Annotated in this window: 20 protein-coding genes; 12 read left to right on the forward strand and 8 right to left on the reverse strand. The window is 66.2% G+C overall.

Annotation, left to right across the window (positions count from 1 at the left end; translation table 11 throughout):
• Positions 1 to 3: 3 nt before the first annotated feature.
• Both ACSQ19_RS09235 and ACSQ19_RS09240 read right to left on the reverse strand, forming a co-directional pair.
• On the reverse strand, positions 4 to 414 hold the full coding sequence (locus ACSQ19_RS09235) for a SirB2 family protein (RefSeq protein WP_435996474.1): 411 nt from the start codon (positions 412 to 414) through the stop codon (positions 4 to 6).
• Positions 411 to 1667 (reverse strand): NnrS family protein, encoded by a 1257-nt coding sequence (locus tag ACSQ19_RS09240; RefSeq protein WP_435996476.1) that lies wholly within the window; start codon positions 1665 to 1667, stop codon positions 411 to 413. Before ACSQ19_RS09240 ends, ACSQ19_RS09235 begins: the two co-directional genes overlap by 4 nt.
• Positions 1668 to 1837: 170 nt before the next feature.
• Here ACSQ19_RS09240 and ACSQ19_RS09245 point away from each other — a divergent pair, with 170 nt between their 5' ends.
• Both ACSQ19_RS09245 and ACSQ19_RS09250 read left to right on the forward strand, forming a co-directional pair.
• On the forward strand, positions 1838 to 2086 hold the full coding sequence (locus ACSQ19_RS09245) for a hypothetical protein (RefSeq protein WP_435996478.1): 249 nt from the start codon (positions 1838 to 1840) through the stop codon (positions 2084 to 2086).
• A gap of 110 nt (positions 2087 to 2196) precedes the next feature.
• Positions 2197 to 3867 (forward strand): ATP-binding protein, encoded by a 1671-nt coding sequence (locus ACSQ19_RS09250; RefSeq protein WP_435996480.1) that lies wholly within the window; start codon positions 2197 to 2199, stop codon positions 3865 to 3867.
• Positions 3868 to 3998: 131 nt separating this feature from the next.
• Here the strand turns inward: ACSQ19_RS09250 and ACSQ19_RS09255 are convergent, their stop codons facing one another.
• The 5 genes from ACSQ19_RS09255 to hemN all read right to left on the reverse strand — a co-directional run bounded on the left by ACSQ19_RS09255 (position 3999) and on the right by hemN (position 9843).
• Complete coding sequence (locus ACSQ19_RS09255; protein ID WP_435996482.1) at positions 3999 to 4292, reverse strand: hypothetical protein; 294 nt, start codon at positions 4290 to 4292, stop codon at positions 3999 to 4001.
• Positions 4293 to 4418: 126 nt separating this feature from the next.
• Complete coding sequence (locus tag ACSQ19_RS09260) at positions 4419 to 4799, reverse strand: hypothetical protein (RefSeq protein WP_435996484.1); 381 nt, start codon at positions 4797 to 4799, stop codon at positions 4419 to 4421.
• A 407-nt stretch (positions 4800 to 5206) separates the two neighbouring features.
• Positions 5207 to 7480, reverse strand: coding sequence for a nitric-oxide reductase large subunit (locus ACSQ19_RS09265; RefSeq protein WP_435996486.1), 2274 nt, complete (start codon positions 7478 to 7480; stop codon positions 5207 to 5209).
• 190 nt (positions 7481 to 7670) lie between these two features.
• Positions 7671 to 8426 carry a helix-turn-helix domain-containing protein gene (locus tag ACSQ19_RS09270; protein WP_435996488.1) on the reverse strand — a complete coding sequence of 252 codons (756 nt, stop codon included), beginning with the start codon at positions 8424 to 8426 and terminating at the stop codon, positions 7671 to 7673.
• A gap of 19 nt (positions 8427 to 8445) precedes the next feature.
• A complete protein-coding gene (gene hemN, locus ACSQ19_RS09275; RefSeq protein ID WP_435996490.1) occupies positions 8446 to 9843 on the reverse strand; it encodes an oxygen-independent coproporphyrinogen III oxidase in 1398 nt (465 codons plus the stop codon).
• A 171-nt stretch (positions 9844 to 10014) separates the two neighbouring features.
• On the opposite strand from hemN, the gene ACSQ19_RS09280 reads away from it, so the two are divergent.
• From ACSQ19_RS09280 to ACSQ19_RS09325, 10 genes are all read left to right on the forward strand, one after another.
• Entirely contained in the window at positions 10015 to 11259 is a 1245-nt protein-coding gene (locus ACSQ19_RS09280) for a molybdopterin molybdotransferase MoeA (RefSeq protein WP_435996492.1), read from the forward strand.
• Positions 11256 to 11816, forward strand: a complete 561-nt coding sequence (gene mobA / locus ACSQ19_RS09285) for a molybdenum cofactor guanylyltransferase (RefSeq protein WP_435996494.1) — start codon at positions 11256 to 11258, stop codon at positions 11814 to 11816. The genes ACSQ19_RS09280 and mobA overlap by 4 nt, the downstream gene beginning before the upstream one ends.
• 99 nt (positions 11817 to 11915) lie before the next feature.
• Complete coding sequence (locus ACSQ19_RS09290; protein WP_435996496.1) at positions 11916 to 12086, forward strand: periplasmic nitrate reductase, NapE protein; 171 nt, start codon at positions 11916 to 11918, stop codon at positions 12084 to 12086.
• Positions 12087 to 12089: 3 nt separating this feature from the next.
• A complete protein-coding gene (gene napF, locus ACSQ19_RS09295) occupies positions 12090 to 12599 on the forward strand; it encodes a ferredoxin-type protein NapF (protein ID WP_435996498.1) in 510 nt (169 codons plus the stop codon).
• Positions 12596 to 12919: a chaperone NapD gene (locus ACSQ19_RS09300; protein WP_435996500.1), complete on the forward strand. Its 324-nt coding sequence runs from the start codon at positions 12596 to 12598 to the stop codon at positions 12917 to 12919. The genes napF and ACSQ19_RS09300 overlap by 4 nt, the downstream gene beginning before the upstream one ends.
• Entirely contained in the window at positions 12903 to 15395 is a 2493-nt protein-coding gene (gene napA / locus ACSQ19_RS09305) for a periplasmic nitrate reductase subunit alpha (RefSeq protein ID WP_435996502.1), read from the forward strand. The genes ACSQ19_RS09300 and napA overlap by 17 nt, the downstream gene beginning before the upstream one ends.
• Positions 15396 to 15405: 10 nt before the next feature.
• The gene (locus ACSQ19_RS09310) at positions 15406 to 15963 is read left to right on the forward strand and encodes a nitrate reductase cytochrome c-type subunit (RefSeq protein ID WP_213605314.1); all 558 of its coding nucleotides are present in this window, start codon (positions 15406 to 15408) and stop codon (positions 15961 to 15963) included.
• A 3-nt stretch (positions 15964 to 15966) separates the two neighbouring features.
• Entirely contained in the window at positions 15967 to 16566 is a 600-nt protein-coding gene (locus tag ACSQ19_RS09315; RefSeq protein WP_435996505.1) for a NapC/NirT family cytochrome c, read from the forward strand.
• Positions 16567 to 17000: 434 nt separating this feature from the next.
• Positions 17001 to 17813 (forward strand): transglutaminase family protein, encoded by an 813-nt coding sequence (locus tag ACSQ19_RS09320; RefSeq protein ID WP_435996507.1) that lies wholly within the window; start codon positions 17001 to 17003, stop codon positions 17811 to 17813.
• Between the two features lie 325 nt (positions 17814 to 18138).
• Positions 18139 to 20928, forward strand: coding sequence for a PAS domain-containing protein (locus tag ACSQ19_RS09325; protein ID WP_296279193.1), 2790 nt, complete (start codon positions 18139 to 18141; stop codon positions 20926 to 20928).
• 98 nt (positions 20929 to 21026) lie between these two features.
• Here ACSQ19_RS09325 and ACSQ19_RS09330 read toward each other — a convergent pair whose 3' ends face one another.
• Complete coding sequence (locus ACSQ19_RS09330; RefSeq protein ID WP_299344235.1) at positions 21027 to 21767, reverse strand: response regulator transcription factor; 741 nt, start codon at positions 21765 to 21767, stop codon at positions 21027 to 21029.
• Positions 21768 to 21964 lie beyond the last annotated feature (197 nt).

The raw sequence follows: 21964 nt of genomic DNA on the forward strand, positions 1-21964 counted from the left end.
CCGTCATCCGGCCAGCCACAGCAACCAGCCCCATGGATCGTGCGCCCGTGCGATGCCGTATACCTGCATGAAACACAGCGCTGCCGCGGCCACCAGCATCGCCCGCTTGCCAGGCGTCCATGCGGGGCGGAACGCCGCGATGCCCAGCCCGATGTAGGCGAACAGGAAGGCGATCTTGGTGGCCAGCCAGCCGTTGGCGAACAGTCCCGCCGGCAGGATCGTCAGCAGCATCATCGCGCCGGTCAGCAGCACGGTGTCGATGGTGTAGCTGGTGTAGCGCACCAGCGCCGCGCGCGGCCAGCGCATGCCGGCGAGCAAGCCCAGCGCACGCAGCGCGAACAGCGTTCCGCTAGTCATCGCCGCCGCCACGTGGACCAGCTTGATGTCGGGATAGAAGGTCATCATGGTGCTCATCCCGGCCGCCCGTCCGCGCGCGGACTCAGGTAGATGCCGCCGATGCGGCCCACCCAGGGCGCCAGTGCCAGCAGCCAGCCGATGGCGGCGGCGGCCTGCCACGCCATCGCATCCGGCGCGAGGTCGGCGACGATGCGCATCACGGCGACCACCTGGATCGCGACGAATGCGAACCACGCCACCTTCGTCATCGCCAGTGGTCGCCCGGAGTGGCCCTGAGTCACCCGCGTGACCATGGCCACCAGCAGGCTGCCGAAGAAGCCGACGAACATCGCATGCATCGGCGCACGTCCCAGGATGAAGTCGTCCGTCGCCAGGAACGTCACGCTTTGCACGACGTACAGCAGGAAGGTGATCGGCAGCCAGGCCGTGCCGATGAACAGCACCGCCAGCAGCCCCGGCATGCGCCCGCGCGGCCACCAGCGATGCACCGCCCATGCGGTCAGCACCAGCAGCGGCGCATCGGCCAGCCACAACCACGCGTAGGCATGCACCAGTTCCAGCCCCAGGTGCACCATGAGCAGCGCCCACACCGCGCCCAGCCATGGCAGCGAGCGCCACGGCACGTAGCCCGGCACCACGTTGCCGGCGAAGAACGGGAACATGCGGTGCGCGACCGTCACGTAGACCGGCAGCAGCAGGCCGAAGCCGCCCAGCTTGATGCTGGCGAACGCCCACGTCGGCGATGCGCCCAGCGCGAAGGCGATGAACATCGCCAGCCCCAGCCAGCCCAGCAGCAAGCCAGCGAAGCACGAGCGCGCGTGCCAGGTCTTCGCGGTGTCGTCAGCGAGCAACCGGCCCAGCGTCAGCAGCGCCGCAGTCCAGCCGGCCAGCGCCATCCACAGGCCGACGGTCAGTCCCGCCTGCCAGCCGGCCACGCCCAGCAGGATCGCCAGCTGTCCGCCCATCAGGCCCAGCCCGACCGGCACGTAGTGCCAGCGCTTCAGGTCGGGCATGCCCATCCAGCGCGGGAACACGGTCAGCAGGAAGCCGAAGATGAAGCTCGGCAGCACCAGGTACTGCATCAGGAACGCATGCAGCCAGCCCGCGTAGATCGGCGTCTCGGGCATCGTCCACAGGCCCCAGCGCGTGGCGACCAGCCACAGCGTCCACCACAGCATCGCCAGCAGCACGTTGCCGGCACCGATGAAGAACATCAGCCGGTGCGGCGCATGCGCGAGCCATGCGGGCGAGGGGCCGGGCAACGGGGCGGCGGTGCGGGAGCGGGGCGGGGCGACGATGTCGATCTTCATGCGGCCAGCTTGCGCGCGGGCGCGCGGCATCGCCTTGACGTGGATCAGGCGGGCGACGATTTGTCGCCCGCGGTGGCCTTGATCCGGGTCAAGGCCGGCCGGGCGGCGAGCGCCTACAGTCGCGCCATCCGCGCAACCGCGCGCCGACCACAACGAACACAGGAAGCCCGATGTCCGACCACCCTGCCCACCCCACCTCCGAACAACGCCAGCACGCCATGACCGAGGCGCTGCGCGCCTGGGACCCGGAAGCCGAAGTCACCCTGGAATCCGGCACCGGCCGCCTGATGGTGATGACCACGCTGCCGACCGAGCGCGTGGTCGCGATCCTCAAGGAGGCCGGTGAACACGCCGAAGCCGGTGATGCCGAACCGCGCGGCCACAAGGCCGGGCAGTGCTGCGGTGGGTGTTCGCACTGATCAGCGCAGGATCGTGAAGCCTTCCGGCGCCACGTCCGTCAGCATTAGGTAATCGCTGTCCTGGCCGGGATTCGCTCCACCCGCAACAAGCGGGTAACCCGGGGCGCTGCGTGTGTCAGGGCAGCGCTGGCCCATTTGAAAACTGCTACGCTTTTCCAGACCAGTCACACTGGGGGTGGACTTTGGTAGCCAGCAGACAAGTACTTGCTCGCATTGATGGAACTCCCGAAAAGCGGATGTTTCTAGCGATTATCAGTGACTACAACCTTCATACCGGAATCTGCGAGCTTGTCGACAATGCGCTCGATTTCTGGCTCTCGAGTGGAAAAAAACCAGGTCTAAAGGTTGATGTCCAACTCGACGTTGAGCGTCAAATGATTCGCGTCTCCGACAATGCGGGCGGTGTTCGCGAAGGGGATATACGGCTACTTATTTCGCCCGGCGCCAGTAGCATTCGAGATCGCCACCAAGTAATAGGCACGTTCGGCGTAGGCGGAAAGCGTGCTGGCGTAGCCCTCGGCGAACAGGTGGAGATCCGCTCGCGTTTTGGTCGCGGGAAGAGCATTCAAGTTGACATCACCAATGATTGGCTAAACAGTGACGATTGGCATCTCGACGTTCATGAAATTCCTGACCTTCCACCAGGCACCACGTCGGTCGACATCACCAAGGTACGCCAAGGCTTCAACAATGCGGATGTGGATCGACTGCGTCTACATCTTGGCGAAACCTACTCCTGGTTTATAGATCAGGGCTGCGATATTAGGCTGGGAGGACACCCCATAAAGGCTGTTGTCTTCGACAATTGGGCCTACCCGCCAGACTATCGGCCCCGCACCGCAACGTTCGAAATGTCGCCGGCAGACGAAAAGAGTCTAAAGGTAACCCTGCGATCAGGGCTTATTCGCGATCGTGTACCTGAAGCAGAGAATTATGGGGTCTATTTCTATTGCAATAATCGCCTAGTCGTGAAGGAGCTACGTACGCGTGATGTGGGTTACTACATCTCCGCCGAGGCCGGAGTTCCACATCCAGATGCTTCGCTCTGTCGCGCGATCATTGAACTCAATGGTCCACCTGAGGCTATGCCGTGGAATAGCAGCAAGAGCGACCTGAATTACAGCCACCCAGCGTTCATCCAAATTCGACCGCGGCTGATCAACTTTGTCAGTTATTTCAGCTCACTTTCCCGTCGACTCAAGCATAGTTGGGATCAGGATGTATTCGCCTACTCGAAAGGCGAGATGGAGATTGTCGACCCCACCGACGCTTTGTCTACTAGGCGTACAGTCTTGCCCGCGCTGCCTCGCACTCGCAAAATTTCCCGAGTCGACCAGCTGCGTGCCTCGAACAAGCGGGTCATGGACGCGAGGCCATGGACGATAGGTCTTGTGGAGGCGATGGGTCTCATCGAGGTGATTAGCAAGCAACGGCTGGAGACTAAGAATCGAGCTGCCCTCATTCTTCTGGATAGCAACTTAGAGATCGCGTTCAAGGAGTTCATCGTCAGTCGCGCCGACTTGTTCCCACCACACAAATACAGCGATGCAAAAATTCTAGAAATATTCGCGCGACGATCCAGCGTAATCAAAGAAGTTTCTGCTCACGTAACTATTAAGCCGGATGTCATAACTAAGATCGATCACTACTACGGGCTGCGCAATAAGCTCATTCACGAGCGCGCTACCGTTGGAATTACAGATCGCCAAGTCGACGACTATCGGAAAACCGTCGAGGCTGTGCTTCGCTCTTTATTCGACCTGAAGTTTCCAGCAATCTGAAGGTGAAGAAAGTAGCCTGAGTTAGGCCAAAGAACGCACCTTGGAAGACTTAGCTTCCCCGTGTGAAGCGCCCTAGGTGCGCTACGCTTACCCGGGTTGCGTTGGCTTGAATGGAGTTTTAGATATGTAATCTAAATGCGTTTCCACGCAAATCGAGTAGCCTTGCCATAATGAAAACCAAGCGACGAACGCAGGTTGACGTAGAACGCATTGCCCTTTCTTGGATGTAAGTTTTGCTTTATTGCCGCGCGGACCTGCTGCCAAGTAGTTGTAGACTTCGGTGCAAGAGCGATGGACGTCTTGGTTTGGAGGGTCGTTACCTTTCCGAGCGTTCTTAGTGCGCGCAGCATCGTGCGAGAGTCAGCTGGATCGGGGTTGTCCCAGGAGATGAAGTAGTGCCATCTTTTTACTTCTGAGACGAGCATGGATCCTCCTTGTGGGTCTCACTACCTAATAGCTCATAGGTTGGGGTGAGCCTGCGAACCCCAACGGGGTGATTTGCGAAGTCAGTGTGCGTGTTGGGTACGCCTTGCTCAGCCCAACCCACGGACCTAACCTAGGGGGTAGCGCATTAGTTGGTTCGATAGCCAGATACTCGCCGAGATCATGAGCACGGTACATAGAGCACCGAAAGCCCAGCTAGCGAGGTTACGAGGACCGAACATCTCCTTTCGAGGCCGCCACTTGATGTCTCGCTCAAAGAAGATATGCGCGAAATAGCCCCACATCAGCACGATAAGTAGCCACCAAATAGCCTGCAGAGGCCATTCTGCTGTTTTCTGCTGCGCAAACCGGATCGCGGCCAGGATCAGACACCAACCGATCCATTTGAAGGCATTGGGGGCAGCCGTTTTTTGGAATTCCTGCGTCGCGCGGATCCATCTTTCAATCTCGTCCCGCTCGGGTCCCTGTGAGGGCGCCATTCGACTCATTACCTTCTCCAGCGACGTGTCAGAAATTCTGATGGTTCGGAGCCCAGCATGCCCGGGCAAGACCAAAGGCCGCACGCGGAGAACATAACATCCCGTGGAAACGCCCCGGGTGCGCTGCGCTTACCCAGGCTACGCGGGCCAAATTTTGGCGAAGCAGGCAGTGTCGGGCCGTTCGTGCATGCGCGTGTCGAGTGGGAGGAGTGGACATTGCGCCGGAAGAGCTTCCGGACGCACATGGGTCTGCAGCTTCGGCGCCCCTCATCCGGCCTTCGGCCACCTTCTCCCCGTGAACGGGGAGAAGGATTTCAGTCTGATGCCCGCAAAAAAAAGAGCCGCTGTCGCGGCTCTCTCGCTGCAACCCGCAGCAGGTGGCCCGGCCTCCCCACCCGGAGGGGCCGGTTCCAGGGTCAGGCTTCGTTCGCTTGTGCGACCGGCAGGGGCTCGCGGCGCGGGGCCAGCCACAGGCTGATCACGAACCACACCAGCGACAGGGCGCCCACGCTGAAGAGCGTGTCGGCCGGAACGCGCATCCACACCAGCATGTCCACAATCGGCTGCTGCATGAACTCCGCCGAGCGCGCGAACCAGTAACCGTGCTCCAGCGCCGCGTTGAGCTGCAGGATGCCCAGCGGCAACAGTGTCAGCAGCGACATGCCGCCCAGGCCGATGTTGAGCGACCAGAACGCCGTCTTCAGCAGCTTTTCGTTCCACACCACGTCCGGCTTCAGGCCGCGCAGGCAGAACAGCATCAGGCCGATGCCGAGCATGCCGTACACGCCGAACAGCGCCGTGTGGCCATGGTTGGGTGTCAGGTTCAGGCCCTGCATGTAGTACAGCGGCAGCGGCGGATTGATCAGGAAGCCGAACAGGCCCGCACCCACCAGGTTCCAGAACGCCACCGCGATGAAGAACATGATCGGCCAGCGGTAACGCTGCATCCACGGCGTGGCCTTGCCCATCTTCCAGCTGTGGTACGCCTCGAAGCCCACGTAGGCCAGCGGTACCACTTCCAGCGCCGAGAAGCTCGCACCGATGGCGATCACCGCCGTCGGCGTGCCGGTGAAGTACAGGTGGTGCAGCGTGCCCAGCACGCCACCGGCCATGAACACGATGGTGGCGAACAGCACCGCGACCGTGGCGCTCTTCGTCTGCAGCAGGCCCAGGCGGGTGAACAGGAAGGCGATCACCGCCACCGCGAACACCTCGAAGAAGCCTTCCACCCACAGGTGCACCACCCACCAGCGCCAGTACTCGACCATCGACAGGTGCGTGTGTTCGCCCCACATCAGGCCGGCCGCGTAGAACAGGCCGATCGCCACCGTGGACAGGAACAGCAGGCTGACGATGCTGCGCGACTCACCGCCGTTGCGGATGGCCGGCCACAGCGCACGGCCCACCAGCACCAGCCACAACGTCAGGCCGATGAAGAGGAACCACTGCCAGAAGCGGCCCAGGTCGACGTATTCCCAGCCCTGGTGGCCGAACCAGAAGTTGTGCTCAAGCCCCAGCTTCTGCATCACCGCGAACCACTGCCCGGTGAATGCGCCGACCACGATGATGATCAGGCAGGTCCAGAGGAAGTTGACCCCCAGGCGTTGGAACTTCGGTTCGTGGCCGGAGATCGCCGGGCCGATGTACAGGCCCATGCCCAGCCACGCGGTCGCAATCCACAGCACCGCGAGCTGCGTATGCCAGGTGCGCGTCAGCGAGTACGGCAGGATGTCGGCCAGCGCGAAGCCGTAGGCCTCCTGGCCTTCCACTTGGTAATGCGCGGTGATCGCGCCCAGCAGGATCTGCACCACGAACAGGGCGATGACCACCCAGAAGTACTTCGCGGTCGCGCGCATCGAAGGCGTGACCTTGATCTTCGCGAGCGGATCGCTCTTCGGCAGCACCGGCGCCATCTCGTCGCCGTGGTTGACCGCGTAGTGCCAGCCCAGCAGGCCAATGCCGGCGATCAGGAACAGCACGCTGAAGACCGTCCACAGGAAGGCGCTCGGCGGCGGCGTGTTGCCGACCAGCTCGTCCGCCGGCCAGTTCGCCGTGTAGCTGATCTCCGCACCGGGACGCTCGGTCACCGACGACCACGCCGCCCACCAGTAGAACGCGGTCAGCTGGCGGCGGTGTTCGGCGTCGGGCACGGTGTCGTTGCGCATGGCATAGGCCTCGCGCAGGTCGCCGGTGGTCGGATCGGCGGAGAACAGGCTCTGATAGTGCGCACCGACCACGCCGATCGCATCCGCGCGATCGTTCGACAGCGTGATCGTGCCGGTCGCGGCGTCGTAGGTGTTGGGCCGCATCAGCGCCTGCACGCGCGTGGCGTAGGCGGCTTGGGTGGGCGCGTCGAGCTGTTTGTAGCCTTCGACGCCGGCTTCGCGCTTGGCCCATCCATCCAGGATGGCCTCGGCTTCGCGGTGCAGCCAGTCCGCGCCCCAGTCGGGCGCCACATAGCCGCCGTGGCCCCAGATGGAGCCCAACTGCTGGCCACCGATGGACTGCCAGACCTGGCGGCCGGTCTCGATGTCCTGGCGGGTGAAGATCACCCGGCCGTCCTCCGCCATGACCCGTTCGGGTACCGGCGGCGCCTGGCGATGCACTTCGCTGCCGACCCAGAGCAGGACGGCGAACGACGCAATGAGCAGGGCCGCCAACCCCACCCACAACTTGCGTGTCGAATTCATGATGCGGCTCTCCTCGGGAAACGGCCGCATCATCGGCGCGCCGGCCCGGGGGCTCCATGACGCAGGTCAAGCGGGGGAGGAATTGGTGGTACTGCCACCTGTGGGAGCGACGTGAGTCGCGATCGCCTTTAACTCCGGACGGACAAGCTCGCGACTCACGTCGCTCCCACACCGGGATCCCACCATCCGATCAATCCCGCAGCACGGCCAGCGCGAGGGCTTCCAGGCGGGGCAGGTCGAGGATCTCGACGTCGCGCTGCTTGATGTGCAGCAGGCCGTCCTGTTCGAAGCGGCGCAGCACGCGGCTGACCGTTTCGGGCGCCTGGCGCAGGTAGTTGGCGATGTCGGTGCGCGCCATCGTCAGCTGGAACCGGCGCGGCGAAAAACCGCGTGCGGCCAACCGGCGGGAGAGGCCGATCAGGAATGCGGCCATGCGTTCGTCGGCGGTGTTGTCGCGCGCGAACAGCGAGGCCACGCCGATGTCGCGGCTCATCAGCCTGAACAGGTGCGCCTGCAGGTTGGGCAGGCGCGCGGCCAGCATCGCGATCTTCGGGAACGAGAATCGGCACAGCATCACCGTGTCCAGCGCGATCGCGTTGCACGGGTAGCGGTCGCCGTGGATGGCGTTGAGGCCGATCACTTCGCCCGGCAGGTGGAAGCCGAGCACCTGCTCGTGCCCGTTGCGGTCGATCTGGTAGGTCTTCACCGTGCCGGCGCGCACCGCGGCGATCGCGCCGAACGGGTCGCCTTCGCGGAACACGTGTTCGCCGGCGCGCAGCGGGCCGACGTGTTCGACCAGCACGTGCAGGTCCATCAGTGCGCGCTTGTCCATGCCCTCGGACAGGCAGGCCTGCGAGAACGCGCAGGTGGAGCAGAAGGTCAGCGAATCGCCGTCGTCGGCGACGATGCTCGCATCGGTGCGTGGGAAGACCAGCGGCGAGGTCATGCGGACACTCCCGGGAAGGTCAGACCGTGCGCGAGAAGCGAGGCGTCGAGGCTGCGGCGGTGGGCAGGTAGCGGTCGAAGCACATGGCGATGATACGCAACAGCATGCGCCCGCGCGAGGTCGCGCGCAGGCCGTCGCGGTCCAGTTCCACCAGGCCGTCGTCCTGCAGCGGGCGCAGGCGTTGCAGCGCATCGGCGAAATAGGTCGCGAAGTCGATCACGTGCCGGCGGCCGAGGTCGCGGTAGTCCAGCGTGCCGTGGCACATCAGCTGCTGGATGACATCGGCGCGGATCACGTCGTCTTCGTCCAGCCGCATGCCGCGCCACACCGGCAGGTGGCCCTGGTCGATGGCCTGCTCCCAACTGCCGAGATCGCGCGGGTTCTGGCTGAAGCTCGGGCCGATGTGGCTGATGGCGCTGACGCCCAGGCCCACCAGATCGCTCTCGGCATGCGTGGTGTAGCCCATGAAATTGCGGTGCAGCCCGCCGCGGCGTTGTGCTTCGGCCAGGCTGTCGCCGGGTAGCGCGAAATGGTCCATGCCGATGTAGACGTAGCCGGCCTCGCCGAGCTTGTCGATCGCGCATTGCAGCAGGCCGAGCTTCACCTCGGGCGACGGCAGCTCGTCGGCATTGATGCGCTGCTGCGGGCGGAACATCGACGGCAGGTGCGCGTAGCTGTAGATCGCCAGCCGGTCCGGCCGCGCCTGCAGGGTGATGTCGAGCGTGCGCGAGAAGCCGGCCAGGCTCTGCTTCGGCAACCCGTAGATCAGGTCGACGTTGACCGACTGCAGGCCGTGCGTGCGACAGGCATCGATGATCGCCAGCGTCTGCTCGACGCTCTGGATGCGATTGACCGCGCGCTGCACCTCGGGATCGAAATCCTGCACGCCCAGGCTGGCGCGGTTGAAGCCGGCCTTGGCGAGTTCACCCACGTCGTCGGGACTGATGAAGCGCGGATCGAGTTCGATCGAGCAATCCAGCCGCGACGGTGCGGCGAAGGAGAAATGCCGACGCAGCACATCCATCGCTTCGGCGATCTGCCATGGCGTCAGGAAATTGGGGGTGCCGCCGCCGAAGTGCACCTGCTCCACGTCGCGATCGCGGTCGAACAAGGCCGACACCATCGCCACTTCGCGGTACAGCCGCGTCAGGTAGGCGGCGCCGCGCGCGGTGTCGCGGGTGATGATGCGGTTGCAGCCGCAGTAGAAGCACGGGCTGGTGCAGAACGGGATGTGCAGGTACAGCGAGAGCGGACGCGGAATCGGGTCGCCATTGCTGATCGCCGCCATGCCGCGCAGGTCGGCTTCGTCGAAGCCGGGCGAGAACTGCGGGGCGGTGGGATACGAGGTGTAGCGCGGCCCCGGCGTGTCGTAACGCCGCAGCAGGTCGGGGTCGAAGAGGGAGGACAGGCTGGCCATGCGTGCAGGCTAGGCGCGCGTGGCGGGGTTGTCCTTGACATGGGTCAACCGCCTGCGGCGTGGCGTCGCAGCCTTCAGCGGCGTGAAGGCGCGTTCGTTCGCCACGATTGGCAAGCGCACAGGGCCGCACTAGGCTGGTGCCCGCCGTGAGGCCAGGGACGAGGAGGCAGGGTGATCGGGTACCACGACGCGGTGGCACGACTGACGGACGGCGCGGCCCTGCGCGGCACGCAGACGCTCGCGCCCGACGACGCGCTTGGCCGCGTGCTGGCCGCGGCGATCGTCAGCGACCTGGCGCTGCCGCCCTTCGACAATGCTGCAGTGGACGGCGTGGCGCTCGCGACCGGCGGCAGGCCGGTGCCGGATGCACGGGCGTGGGAGATCGGCGCGCGCATCGGCGCCGGCGAGCCTGCGCCGCAGGATGACGCGTTGGCGTGGGAGATCATGACCGGCGCCCCGTTGCCGGTGCGCGCCGATACGGTCGTTCCCGTGGAACGGATCGAGGCGTTGCCTGCGTCGGCCTCGGGCGCGTCGCGGATACGCGTGCTGGGCGACGTGGCGGCCGGCGCGAACATCCGTCGCCGCGGCGAAGACGTGATGCCGGGGCAGGCCGTGTTGCCGGCCGGGCACGTGCTGGATGCCGCCGCGCTGATGCTGATCGCTGGCCTGGGCATCGACCGGATCCCGGTGGCACGGCGTCCACGCGTGGCGGTGCTGGCGACGGGCCGCGAGATCGTCGCGGCGGGCGAACGGCTGCCACCGGGCGGCATCCACGATGCGACTTCGCCCTATCTCGCGCTTGCCATCGCCGCCGCCGGTGCCGACGTGCAGCGCATCGTCCGCGTGGGCGACGACGTGGCCGCGTTCCAGGCCGCGCTGGATGCCGCACTCGCCGAGGGCGTCGACCTGGTGCTCAGCACGGGCGCGGTGTCGAAGGGCTGCTACGACTTCGTGCCGTCCGCGCTCGGCGCGCGCGGTGCCGACATCCTGTTCCACGGCGTGGCGATCCGTCCGGGCAAGCCGGTGCTCGCCGCGCGCTTGCGCGAGGGGCTGCTGTTCGTCGGCCTGCCGGGCAACCCGCTGTCGACCGCGGTTGGGTTCCGCTTCCTTGTCGAACCGCTGGTGCGCACCTGGCTGGGTTTGCCGCCGGAAACGCCGCGCTGGTTGCCGCTCGCCGACGACTGCCGCTCGCGCACCTGGCTGCATGCGGCCTTGCACGGCACGCTGCAGTGCGACGGTGACGGTCGGCTGCGCGCGCACGTGGCGACTGCGCAGGCCTCGTTCCGCCTGCTGCCGTTCGCACAGGCAAGCGCATGGATCACGCTGCCGGCCGACGTCGGTGATGTGGTCGCAGGCACGCCGGTGCAGGTGCACGGGTTGAGCCATCTTCAGCCCCCCGCGTGGATGCCGGCGTGAGCCTGGCATCGCCCGCCTGGCGTGCGGTGCTGCTCGCGGGCGGCCGCTCCTCGCGCATGGGCACGGACAAGGCCTTGCTGCCCTGGGGCGACGGCACGTTGCTGACGCACATGCGCGCGTTGCTGGTCACCGCAGGCGCAAGCGAGGTGATCGTCAGCGGTGATCGCCCGGACATCGGCGGCGTGCCCGACGCAACGCGCGATACCGGACCGATGGGCGCGCTGGCGCAACTCGCCCCGCGCCTGCATGACGGCGCTTGGATCGTGGTCCCCGTGGACATGCCGCTGCTGTCCGCGGACCTGCTGCACGCCTTGCTCGCCGCCGGGGCCGCGTGCGCCTGCGTGGAAGGCCATGCCTTGCCGATGCGGCTGCGGATGGACGACCGCCTGCGCGCCGTGATGGAAGACATCGGCCAGCGTTCCGGCCGCGAGCGTTCGTTGCGCGCGCTGCAGCACGGCGTGGAGACGCAGCTACTGCCCGCGGCACGCTGGGCGCAGGCGCTGCGCAACTGCAACACGCCCGAAGACTGGCGCGCGCTGCCGTATCCGGCGCCCTGAGTTTCCTTGCCGATGACAGGCGCCGGGACGGTCATAGGAATGTGATAGCCTGCGGCCGCAGCATCGTCGCACCCAGTACCCAACCGCAAGGTAGGCATCATGGAGCAGAGCGAAGGATCAGCCGTTGCGAGCAAGAAGCAGGAGCGCACCGCGTTCCTGTTGCTGACGGCGGTCATCTTTCCGCTGGCGGCCGTGCTGATCGTTGCCGGCTACGGCTTTCTGGTGTGGATGTGGCAGCTGCTGTTCTCCGGGCCGCCGACCGGGCCGTGAGCGATGGGCGATATCCGCTCCCTTTCCCGTCGTGCCCTGCTGTTCGGCCACTTGCCCGCCGAATCGTTGCCCATCGCGTTCCGACCGCCCTGGGCGAAGTCCGAGCCTGAGTTCCTTGCCGCCTGCACGCACTGCGATGCCTGCGTGCGGGCGTGTCCCGAGCGGGTACTGGTCCGCGGTACCGACGGCCTGCCGCGCTTCGAGGCGCACGCAGGCGAATGCACGTTCTGCGGCGACTGCGTGGCGGCATGCGACAGCGGCGCGTTCGAGCCTGCGCGCGATCCGCCGTGGACACTCGTCGCCCAGGTCGCCACCTGCCTGTCGGCGCAGGGCGTGGTCTGCGCCAGTTGCCGCGACGTCTGCCCAACGTCCGCGATCCACGTGGCGCCAGGCGCGCGCGGCGCGGCCACCGTCGATCTCGAGTCATGCACGGGCTGCGGCGCCTGCGTCGCGCCGTGCCCGGTGGACGCCATCACCCTGCAGCACGCACCCGCCATGGAGGCCGTCGCTTGAACGCACCCGCACCCGACGTCCATATCGCCAGCTTCGTCATCCAGCATCGCGAGACCGCCGGCGACGCGTTGGCCGCGATGATCCGCGAACACGCCGACCTCGATCTGGCGCTCGCCGGCGGCACGCGCAGCGTGGTGATCTGCGAATCCGCCGACCGCCATGCCGTGATGGAGCGCGTCGACCAGCTGCAGGCGGTGCCCGGCGTGCTCAACGTGCTGCTGGTCTACCACCACGCCGAGCCGGCGCACGCCCTCGACGAACCCTTGCCTTCACTGTCCATCCAGTCCGTGACCGGAGAGGCCCATGAGCACACGTCGTGACTTCATCCGCCACAGCGCGCTGGCCACGGCCGCCGCCGCGGCCGGCCTGCCGCTGACCGGCACCGGCAGCAACGTCGTCACCGAGGGCGACCTGACCACGCTGAAGTGGGACAAGGCGCCGTGCCGCTACTGCGGCACCGGCTGCGGCGTGAACGTCGCGGTCAAGGATGGGCGCGTGGTGGCCACGCACGGCGACGTGCACGCCGAGGTCAACCGCGGCATCAACTGCGTGAAGGGCTACTTCCTCTCGAAGATCCTGTACGGCGCCGACCGGCTGACCCAGCCGCTGCTGCGGAAGAAGAACGGCGTGTACGCGAAGGACGGCGAGTTCACCACGGTGGAATGGGATGAAGCCTTCGACGTGATGGCGGCGCAGTTCAAGCGCGTCCTCAAGGAGAAGGGCAGCGATGCGATCGGCATGTTCGGCTCGGGGCAGTGGACGATCTTCGAAGGCTATGCGGCCAACAAGCTGATGAAGGGCGGGTTCCGCAGCAATCACATCGACCCGAACGCTCGCCATTGCATGGCCTCGGCGGTGATGGGCTTCATGCGCACCTTCGGCATGGACGAGCCGATGGGCTGCTACGACGACATCGAGGCGGCGGATGCGTTCGTGCTGTGGGGTTCGAACATGGCCGAGATGCACCCGATCCTGTGGACGCGGGTGACCGACCGGCGGTTGTCGCATCCGCACGTGAAGGTGGTGGTGATGTCCACCTTCGAGCACCGCAGCTTCGAGCTGGCCGACATCCCGATCATCTTCAAGCCGCAGACCGACCTGGTCATCCTCAACTACATCGCCAACCACATCATCCGCACCGGCAAGGTCAACCAGGACTTCGTCGGCAAGCACACCACCTTCAAGCGCGGCAACGACGACATCGGCTACGGCCTGCGGCCGGAGCATCCGCTGGAGGTGAAGGCGAAGAACGCGAAGGATCCCAACGGCGGGCAGCCGATCAGCTACGAGGATTTCGCGCGCTTCGTGGCGCCGTACACGCTGGAGAAGGCCGTCGAGATGACGGGCGCGGAACGCGGCTGGCTGGAGCAGCTGGCCGAGCTGTACGCCGATCCGAAGACCAAGGTGATGTCGTTCTGGACCATGGGCTTCAACCAGCACACGCGCGGCGTGTGGGCCAACAACATGGTCTACAACATCCACCTGCTGACCGGGAAGATCGCCACGCCGGGCAACAGCCCGTTCTCGCTGACCGGGCAACCGTCGGCGTGCGGCACGGCGCGCGAGGTGGGCACGTTCAGCCATCGCCTGCCGGCCGACATGGTGGTGACCAATCCCGAACACCGGAAGCACGCCGAGGAGATCTGGAAACTCCCGCCCGGCACCATCAATCCGAAAGTGGGCTACCACGCCGTCGAACAGAACCGCGCGTTGAAGGACGGAAAGCTCAACGCGTACTGGGTGATGGTCAACAACAACATGCAGGCCGCGGCGAACCTGCGCGAGGAAACCTGGCCGGGCTACCGCAATCCCGACAATTTCATCGTCGTCTCCGATGCCTATCCCACGGTGACGGCGCAGGCGGCGGACCTGATCCTGCCTGCCGCGATGTGGGTGGAGAAGGAGGGCGCCTATGGCAATGCCGAGCGCCGTACGCAGTTCTGGCACCAGCTGGTGAAGGCGCCGGGCGAGGCGCGCTCGGACCTGTGGCAGCTGATGGAATTCTCCAAGCGCTTCACCACCGACGAGTGCTGGCCGGCCGAATTGCTGGCAGCGAATCCGCAGTACAAGGGCAAGACGCTGTTCGACGTGCTGTACCGCAACGGCAACGTGGACCGCTTCCCGAGCGAGCAGATCGAGCGCGGTTACGCCAACGACGAATCGGCGTTGTTCGGGTTCTACGTGCAGAAGGGCCTGTTCGAGGAGTACGCGGCCTTCGGTCGCGGCCACGGCCACGATCTCGCGCCGTTCGACGATTACCACAAGGCGCGCGGCCTGCGCTGGCCGGTGGTCAAGGGCAAGGAGACGCGCTGGCGCTACCGCGAAGGCGCCGATCCGTACGTCAAGGCGGGTAGCGGCTTCGAGTTCTACGGCAACAAGGACGGCAAGGCGGTGATCTGGGCGCTGCCGTACGAGCCCGCCGCCGAATCGCCCGACGACGAGTTCAACCTGTGGCTGGTCACCGGCCGGGTGCTGGAGCACTGGCATTCGGGTTCGATGACGATGCGCGTGCCGGAGTTGTACAAGGCGTTCCCGGCGGCGGTGGTGTTCATGAATCCGGATGACGCGAAAGAGCGCGGCCTCAAGCGCGGCGACGAGATCATCGTGGCGTCGCGCCGGGGCGAGATGCGCTCGCGGGTGGAAACGCGCGGACGCAACCGGATGCCGCGCGGCGTCGTGTTCGTGCCGTGGTTCGACGCGGGCCAGCTGATCAACAAGGTCACGCTGGATGCGACCGATCCGATTTCCAAGCAGACCGACTACAAGAAGTGCGCGGTCAAGGTCGTCGCCGCCTAGGAGGCTCGCCATGCAGAACAAGCAGCTATGGATCGCGGTGGCGCTGACAGGGGTGCTGATGGCGCTGGTCTTCACGGCCGGGTGGATGGTGGGCCGGCCCGACCGGCACGAAGCGCCGGTGCCCGCCACATCCACGCCGGTCGATGCGCGGGCGGTGTTCGTGCCCGGCGCGGGACAGCTCGACGCGCTTCGGCGAGGCGTGCCAGTGGACCAGGAGGGGCATCCGCCGCCGCTCGCGCACGTGGAGAACGCCGACCTCAAGCGCGCGCGCGCCTATCCGATGCAGCCGCCGACCATCCCGCATGCCATCGACGGCTACCAGGTCGACAGGAACAGCAACCGTTGCATGCTGTGCCATGCACGCGCCAACGCGGCCACGTTCCAGGCGCCGCCGGTCAGCGTGACCCACTACATGGACCGCGACGACCAGTTCCTGGCGACCGTCTCGCCGCGCCGCTACTTCTGCAACCAGTGCCACGTGGTGCAGACGGACGCGCCAGTGCTGGTCGCCAACCAGTTCCGCGACATCGACAGCGTGCTGTCGGTGCCGCCGACCGCGAAGGAGTAGCCCATGTGGTCACGGATGAAGCGGGAGGGGCTGGCGTTCTGGCGCACGCTGCGGCTTCCCAGCCGGCACTACAGCCTCGGCTTCCTGACGGTGGCCGGGTTCCTGGCGGGCGTGATTTTCTGGGGCGGCTTCAACACCGCGCTCGAGGCGACCAACACCGAGGCGTTCTGCACCAGCTGTCATGAGATGCAGGACAACGTGTTCGAGGAACTGAAATCCACCATCCACTACAGCAACCGCTCCGGTGTGCGCGCCACCTGTCCGGACTGCCACGTGCCGCACAACTGGACCGACAAGATCGCCCGCAAGATGCAGGCCTCCAAGGAAGTCTGGGGCAAGCTCTTCGGCACCATCAACACGCGCGAGAAGTTCCTCGACGAACGCCTGATCCTGGCGACCCATGAATGGAACCGGTTGAAGGCCAACGATTCGCTGGAGTGTCGCAACTGCCACGACTACGACTCGATGGATCTCACCCGGCAGGGATCACGTGCTGCGCAGGTGCACAAGCTGTGGTTGGGCACCGGCAAGAAGACGTGCATCGACTGCCACAAGGGCGTGGCCCATCGCCTGCCGGACATGACCGGCGTACCGCAGGGGTAGGCACGCCGGGTGCGCGCGGAACACGATCAATGCCTTCTTCTGTCCGTAAGGTGACATCAGTAGGAGTAGGAAGGCATACGATGGCGTCCAAAGTAGTCCGTTACCAGCAGGTCGAGAAGTGAGTCAAAAAGTGAGTCGCGGCTCGCTGTGGGACGCGCTAATATAAGCAAATACAATCACTTAGATATGAAATGCGATTGATGGTGGGCCCACCAACCGCTTGAGGCTGTCAGGCCTTGTCGTGCCTCGCATGCCGAAGCAGGGCTTCGCCTCTGGTGGGTCGCGACGACCGTCGTGACAGCGAACTTCCTTCGCGGGAAGGCGTCGACGTCGACAACCCGGTACGCGTGCGCAGTCCGGGTACGGTGTGCGGCAGCGTCGGCGAGATCCGGGCCGGCCGTGTTTGCAGTGAATCCCTTTCCCTTGGATCGAACATGCGCCTGCTGGCCGGATGCGAATTGACCGTCGAATGCCTCGAAGACTGCGCGGTGGTCGCGATGCTGCGGCCGCGCAGCGGCGAGTCGCAGTGGTTGGTCAGCGAATCCTATTCCTTCGATCCCCATGTTCGGCCGACGGAGTACGTCGATGTGTTCGGCAATCTGTGCCAGCGCTTCGTGGTGCCGCGCGGGCGCATGCGGATACGCGCGGAGCTCGAGGTCGAGACCGAGCGGGACATCGCCATCGCGCCTTGGGTGGCGCCGACACCTGCGGCACGGCTGCCCGATCACGCGCTGCAATACCTGCTGCCGAGCCGCTACTGCCCGAGCGATCGTGCGTTCGAGCAGGCGCAGGCCATCGTGGACGCAGCGGACCCGCGCAACGGCCAGGTCGGGGCCATCGTGGAATGGATCCGCGCCCATATCGCCTACCGGTACGGGGTCAGCGATGCCACCACGGATGCGCTCGGCACGCTCGAGGCGGGTGCCGGCGTTTGCCGCGACTACGCGCATGTCGGGATCACCTTGTGCAGGAGCCTGCGAATTCCGGCCCGCATGGTGGTGGGTTATCTGCATGGCCTGGAGCCCATGGACCTGCACGCGTGGTTCGAGGCGTTCCTGGATGGCCGTTGGTACACGTTCGACCCGACCCAGTCCGCCCCCCGCGGTGGCCGGATCGTGGTCGCGCACGGGCGCGACGCCGCCGACGTGGCGTTCCTGACGAACTACGGTTGGCTGCAGACCGTGGACATGCAGGTGTGGGTGGGTGAGCGGATGGGCGAGGCGCCTGCTTCGTCGTCGAGCGGATAGCGTTCGGTCGCCGTCCACCTGCTTCCGCGGAGTGGTGGGCTTCTGGTCTCTGATGCACGCGCGCTGTCGACCGATCGCCGCGACCGTGCGTCGGTGCCGCGCTTCCCATGACTCCTGGCGTCGCGTTGACCATGCCTGCACATGCGATCGGACAGCATGCGCGCTCGCCGCGGCCGCTGCGGAACGCCGGAGGCGCATGCTGTGATGTTTCGCCGTGCCGGGCGGCACCCGCGCCGGCTCGTATAGACTGCGCCGAGGCTGCGGGACGCTCGGTCCCGTCCCGGGTTCGCCCACCGTTTGCCGGTCCGTCCCGAGGAACCCTCCGATGCCGCATCGATCCCCCGATCTTTCTCTGGACACCCTGGACAGCGAGCGCGTCCGCGTTGCGTTGGCCGCAGGCGCCATCATCGGAACCTGGTTCTGGGACGTGCAGTCCGACACCGTGACGGTGGATCCGGCCCTTGAGCGCAGCTTCGGCCTGGAACCGTCGGGCGACCGATGGAAGCTGCACGACCTGATCCAGTCCGTCCATCCCGAGGATCAGGGCGGCCTGGAAGCCGCCATCGGCGACGCGATGGCTCGGGGCGGCCAGTACCTGCACCGGTATCGGACCCGCGGGGGCGAGGAGGGGTGGCGGTGGGTGGAGGCGCGGGGCTGGGTGGATCTCGACGCGCACGGCGCCGCCGTCCGCTTCCCCGGCGTGCTGATCGACATCAGCGAGGCACGCCGCGTCGAGGACGCGCGCGACCGCGCGGAGAGCCTGCTCAATACGTTCGTGGAAGCGGTGCCGGGCGTCGTCTACGCCAAGGACAGGCAGGGTCGATTGCTGATCGGCAACCGCGGCACGACCGAGCTGATCGGCAGGCCGCCCGAAGAGTACCTGGGCCGCACGGATGCCGAACTGCTGGATGACCCGGCGCAGGCCGCCGCGATCATGGCGGCGGACGCGCGCATCATGGCCTCCGGCAGGATCGAGCAGCTGGAAGAGGAAGTGAGCTACCCCGACGGCCGGCGCGCGTTCTGGCTGTCGACCAAGGCGCCGTTGCGGGACGCGCAAGGCGAGATCGTCGGCCTGATCGGTGCCTCGCTCGACATCACCGACCGGAAGGCGGTCGAAGCCAGCCATCGGGAGATCGAGGAGCGCTACCGCCTTGCCGCGCTCGCCACCAGCGACGCCATCTGGGACTGGCGGATGGTGGACGGGCATGTGATCTGGAACGAAGCGCTGGCGACGCTGTTCGGCCACGATCGGCTGGAGAGCAGTGCGCAATGGTGGCTGGACAACATCCATCCCGACGATCGCGAGCGGGTCAGCGAGGGCATCCATGCGGTGATCGATCACGGCGGCGATGCATGGACGGATGAGTACCGGTTCCGTCGGGCCGATGGCGGATACGCCGACATTCTCGACCGCGGCACGGTGCTGCGCGGATCCGCCGGCGAGCCGGTCCGCATGATCGGCGCAATGCTGGATCTCAGCGCCCGCAAGGCCGCCCAGGCCGCGCTGGCAGAGAGCGAAGAGCGGCTTCGCCTTGCCACCGAGGCATCCGACATCGGCTTCTGGGATGTGGACCTGGTCAACGACCTGCTCATCTGGCCGCCGCGGACGAAGGCCATGTTCGGCATTTCGCCGCACGTGCCTTGTTCGCTGGAGGACTTCTACGCAGGCCTGCATCCGGAAGACCTGGAACGGACCAGCGTGGCCTTCGCCGCCGCGGCCGATCCCGCGCAGCGGGCGCTCTACGACGTCGAGTACCGCACGGTCGGCAAGGAGGACGGGGTGACGCGCTGGGTGGCCGCGAAGGGCCGGGGCCTGTTCGATGGCGACCGTTGCACGCGGGTGGTGGGCGTGGCGATCGACGTCACGGGCCGCAAAGCCGCCGAAACGCAACTCAGGGAACTCAACGAACGACTCGAGAGCCGCGTCGCCGAGGAAGTGGCCGAGCGCACGCGCGTGGAGGATGCCCTGCGCCAGAGCCAGAAGATGGAGGCGGTGGGCCAGCTGACCGGCGGCATCGCCCACGACTTCAACAACATGCTGGCGGCGATCATCGGCCCGCTCGATCTGCTTGCCGGCCGGCTCGATCCGGAGGATGCGCGTGCCAGGCGCTACGTGGACATCGCGATGGAAGCGGCGCGTCGTGCGGCCCAGCTGACCCAGCGGTTGCTCGCGTTCTCGCGTCAGCAGCCCCTGCAACCCGAGTCGCTGGACGCGAACAAGCTGGTGGCCGGCATGTCGGACCTGCTGACCCATTCGCTGGGGGGCGACGTGCAGCTGGAAACCGTGCTCGCCGGCGGTCTCTGGCGAACCCACGCCGATCCCAACCAGCTGGAGAACGTGATCCTCAATCTCGCCGTGAATGCGCGCGACGCGATGCCGGAAGGCGGCCGCGTCACGGTGGAAACCGCCAACTGCTACCTCGACCATGGGTACGTGGAAGCGAACCCCGGTATCGCGCCGGGTCAGTACGTGCTGGTCGCGGTGTCCGATACAGGCGGCGGCATGCCGGCCGACGTCATCGCGAAGGCCTTCGATCCATTCTTCACGACCAAGGAGGTGGGGCGTGGCACCGGTCTGGGCCTGTCCCAGGTCTATGGCTTCGTGAAGCAGTCCGGCGGACACGTGAAGATCTATTCGGAAGTCGGCAGCGGCACCACCGTCAAGGTGTACCTGCCGCGCCAGCTCGGCGCGCATGCGGTGACAGAGAGCGTGCCGAGCGCGCACCCGATGCCCCGCGGCGAGTTGCAGGAGGTCATCCTGGTCGTGGAGGACGAACCGGCGGTACGGCAGTTCTCCGTCGATGCGTTGACCGAGCTGGGGTACCGCGTCTTCTCCGCAGACAGCGCCGCGGCGGCACTGCGCATCCTCGAAGCGGAGCCGTCCATCAGCCTCTTGTTCACCGACGTGGTGATGCCGGAGACCAACGGACGCAAACTGGCGAACGAAGCCTGCAGGCGCTGGCCGCACCTGAAGGTCCTCTTCACCACCGGCTACAGCCGCAACGCCGTCGTCCACAACGGCGTGCTGGACCCCGGCGTCAACCTGATCGGAAAGCCCTTCACGCTGCAGGAGCTCGCGGCACGCGTGCGCGAGGTACTGGAGAAGCCGGCCTAGGGATCCACCAGGTGGCGTGGTCGCAGGAGCTCGCGACCGCCACGCGCGCGATCACCACCACGGTCGGCCACGCGCGTGGCACGCCGTGCTTCCGCGGGCTAGGCGGCGGCGCCCTGGCTCACGCCGGCGCTGCCGGAGGACTTGCGGGGAGGCGACATGTCCGCCATGCGGTAACCGGCGCTCTGGACGGTATGGAGCAGCGGATTGTCGAAACCGCGATCGATGACCCGCCGCAGGTTGTACAGATGGCTGCGCAGCGAGTCGGAATCGGGCAGGTCGTCTCCCCACAACTCGCGTTCGATTTCCCGCCGGCTCACGACGCGCGGCGACTCGCGCATCAGGATGTTGAGCAGCTTCGTGGCGACGGGCGACACCTCGATCTCCTTGCCGGCGCGGTGGATGCGATGGCAGGCGGGATCGAAGGACAGATCGCCGACCTTCAGCACTTCGCGCCCCAGTTCCCGGCGGTTGCGGCGGATCACGGCGCGAAGGCGCGCCTCGAGCTCCGGCGTGGCGAAGGGCTTGGTCAGGTAATCGTCGACCCCGCGTTCGAGCCCGGTGATCTTGTCCTCCAGGCGGTCGCGTCCGGTGACCATGATGATCGGCGTCGAGAGGCGCGCCTCGGTGCGGAGCCTGTTGACGATGTCCAGCCCATCCAGTCGGGGAAGATGCCCGTCCAGCACGATGGCGTCGTATCGCGTCTCGGTGGCCAGGCGATAGCCTTCCGCGCCGTCGTGGGCGTAGTCGACCTCCATGCCTCGTGCTTCCAGGTAGGCACCGACCGATTCCGCGATGAGCCTGTCGTCCTCGATGATGAGAACAAGTGCATTCGTAGGCATGGCTGCATTCCGTGTCATGACGTCATCGTGATGAAGGGTGCGCCGTCCATCGTCATGGTGCCGTGAAGCCGGCGCGCGTTATCACCGTCCGGACCGTCGCGCATTGGAGTCCGCGGTCCGCCTGCATCGTCGCGCGCAGCAGGAACCCGCGGCCGTGCGGGTCTTCACGCGTCGCGGGTGGGGCCGGGTGAGACGAT

This window comes from Pseudoxanthomonas sp. LjRoot127 (genome assembly GCF_964253495.1).
Lineage (GTDB): Bacteria > Pseudomonadota > Gammaproteobacteria > Xanthomonadales > Xanthomonadaceae > Pseudoxanthomonas_A.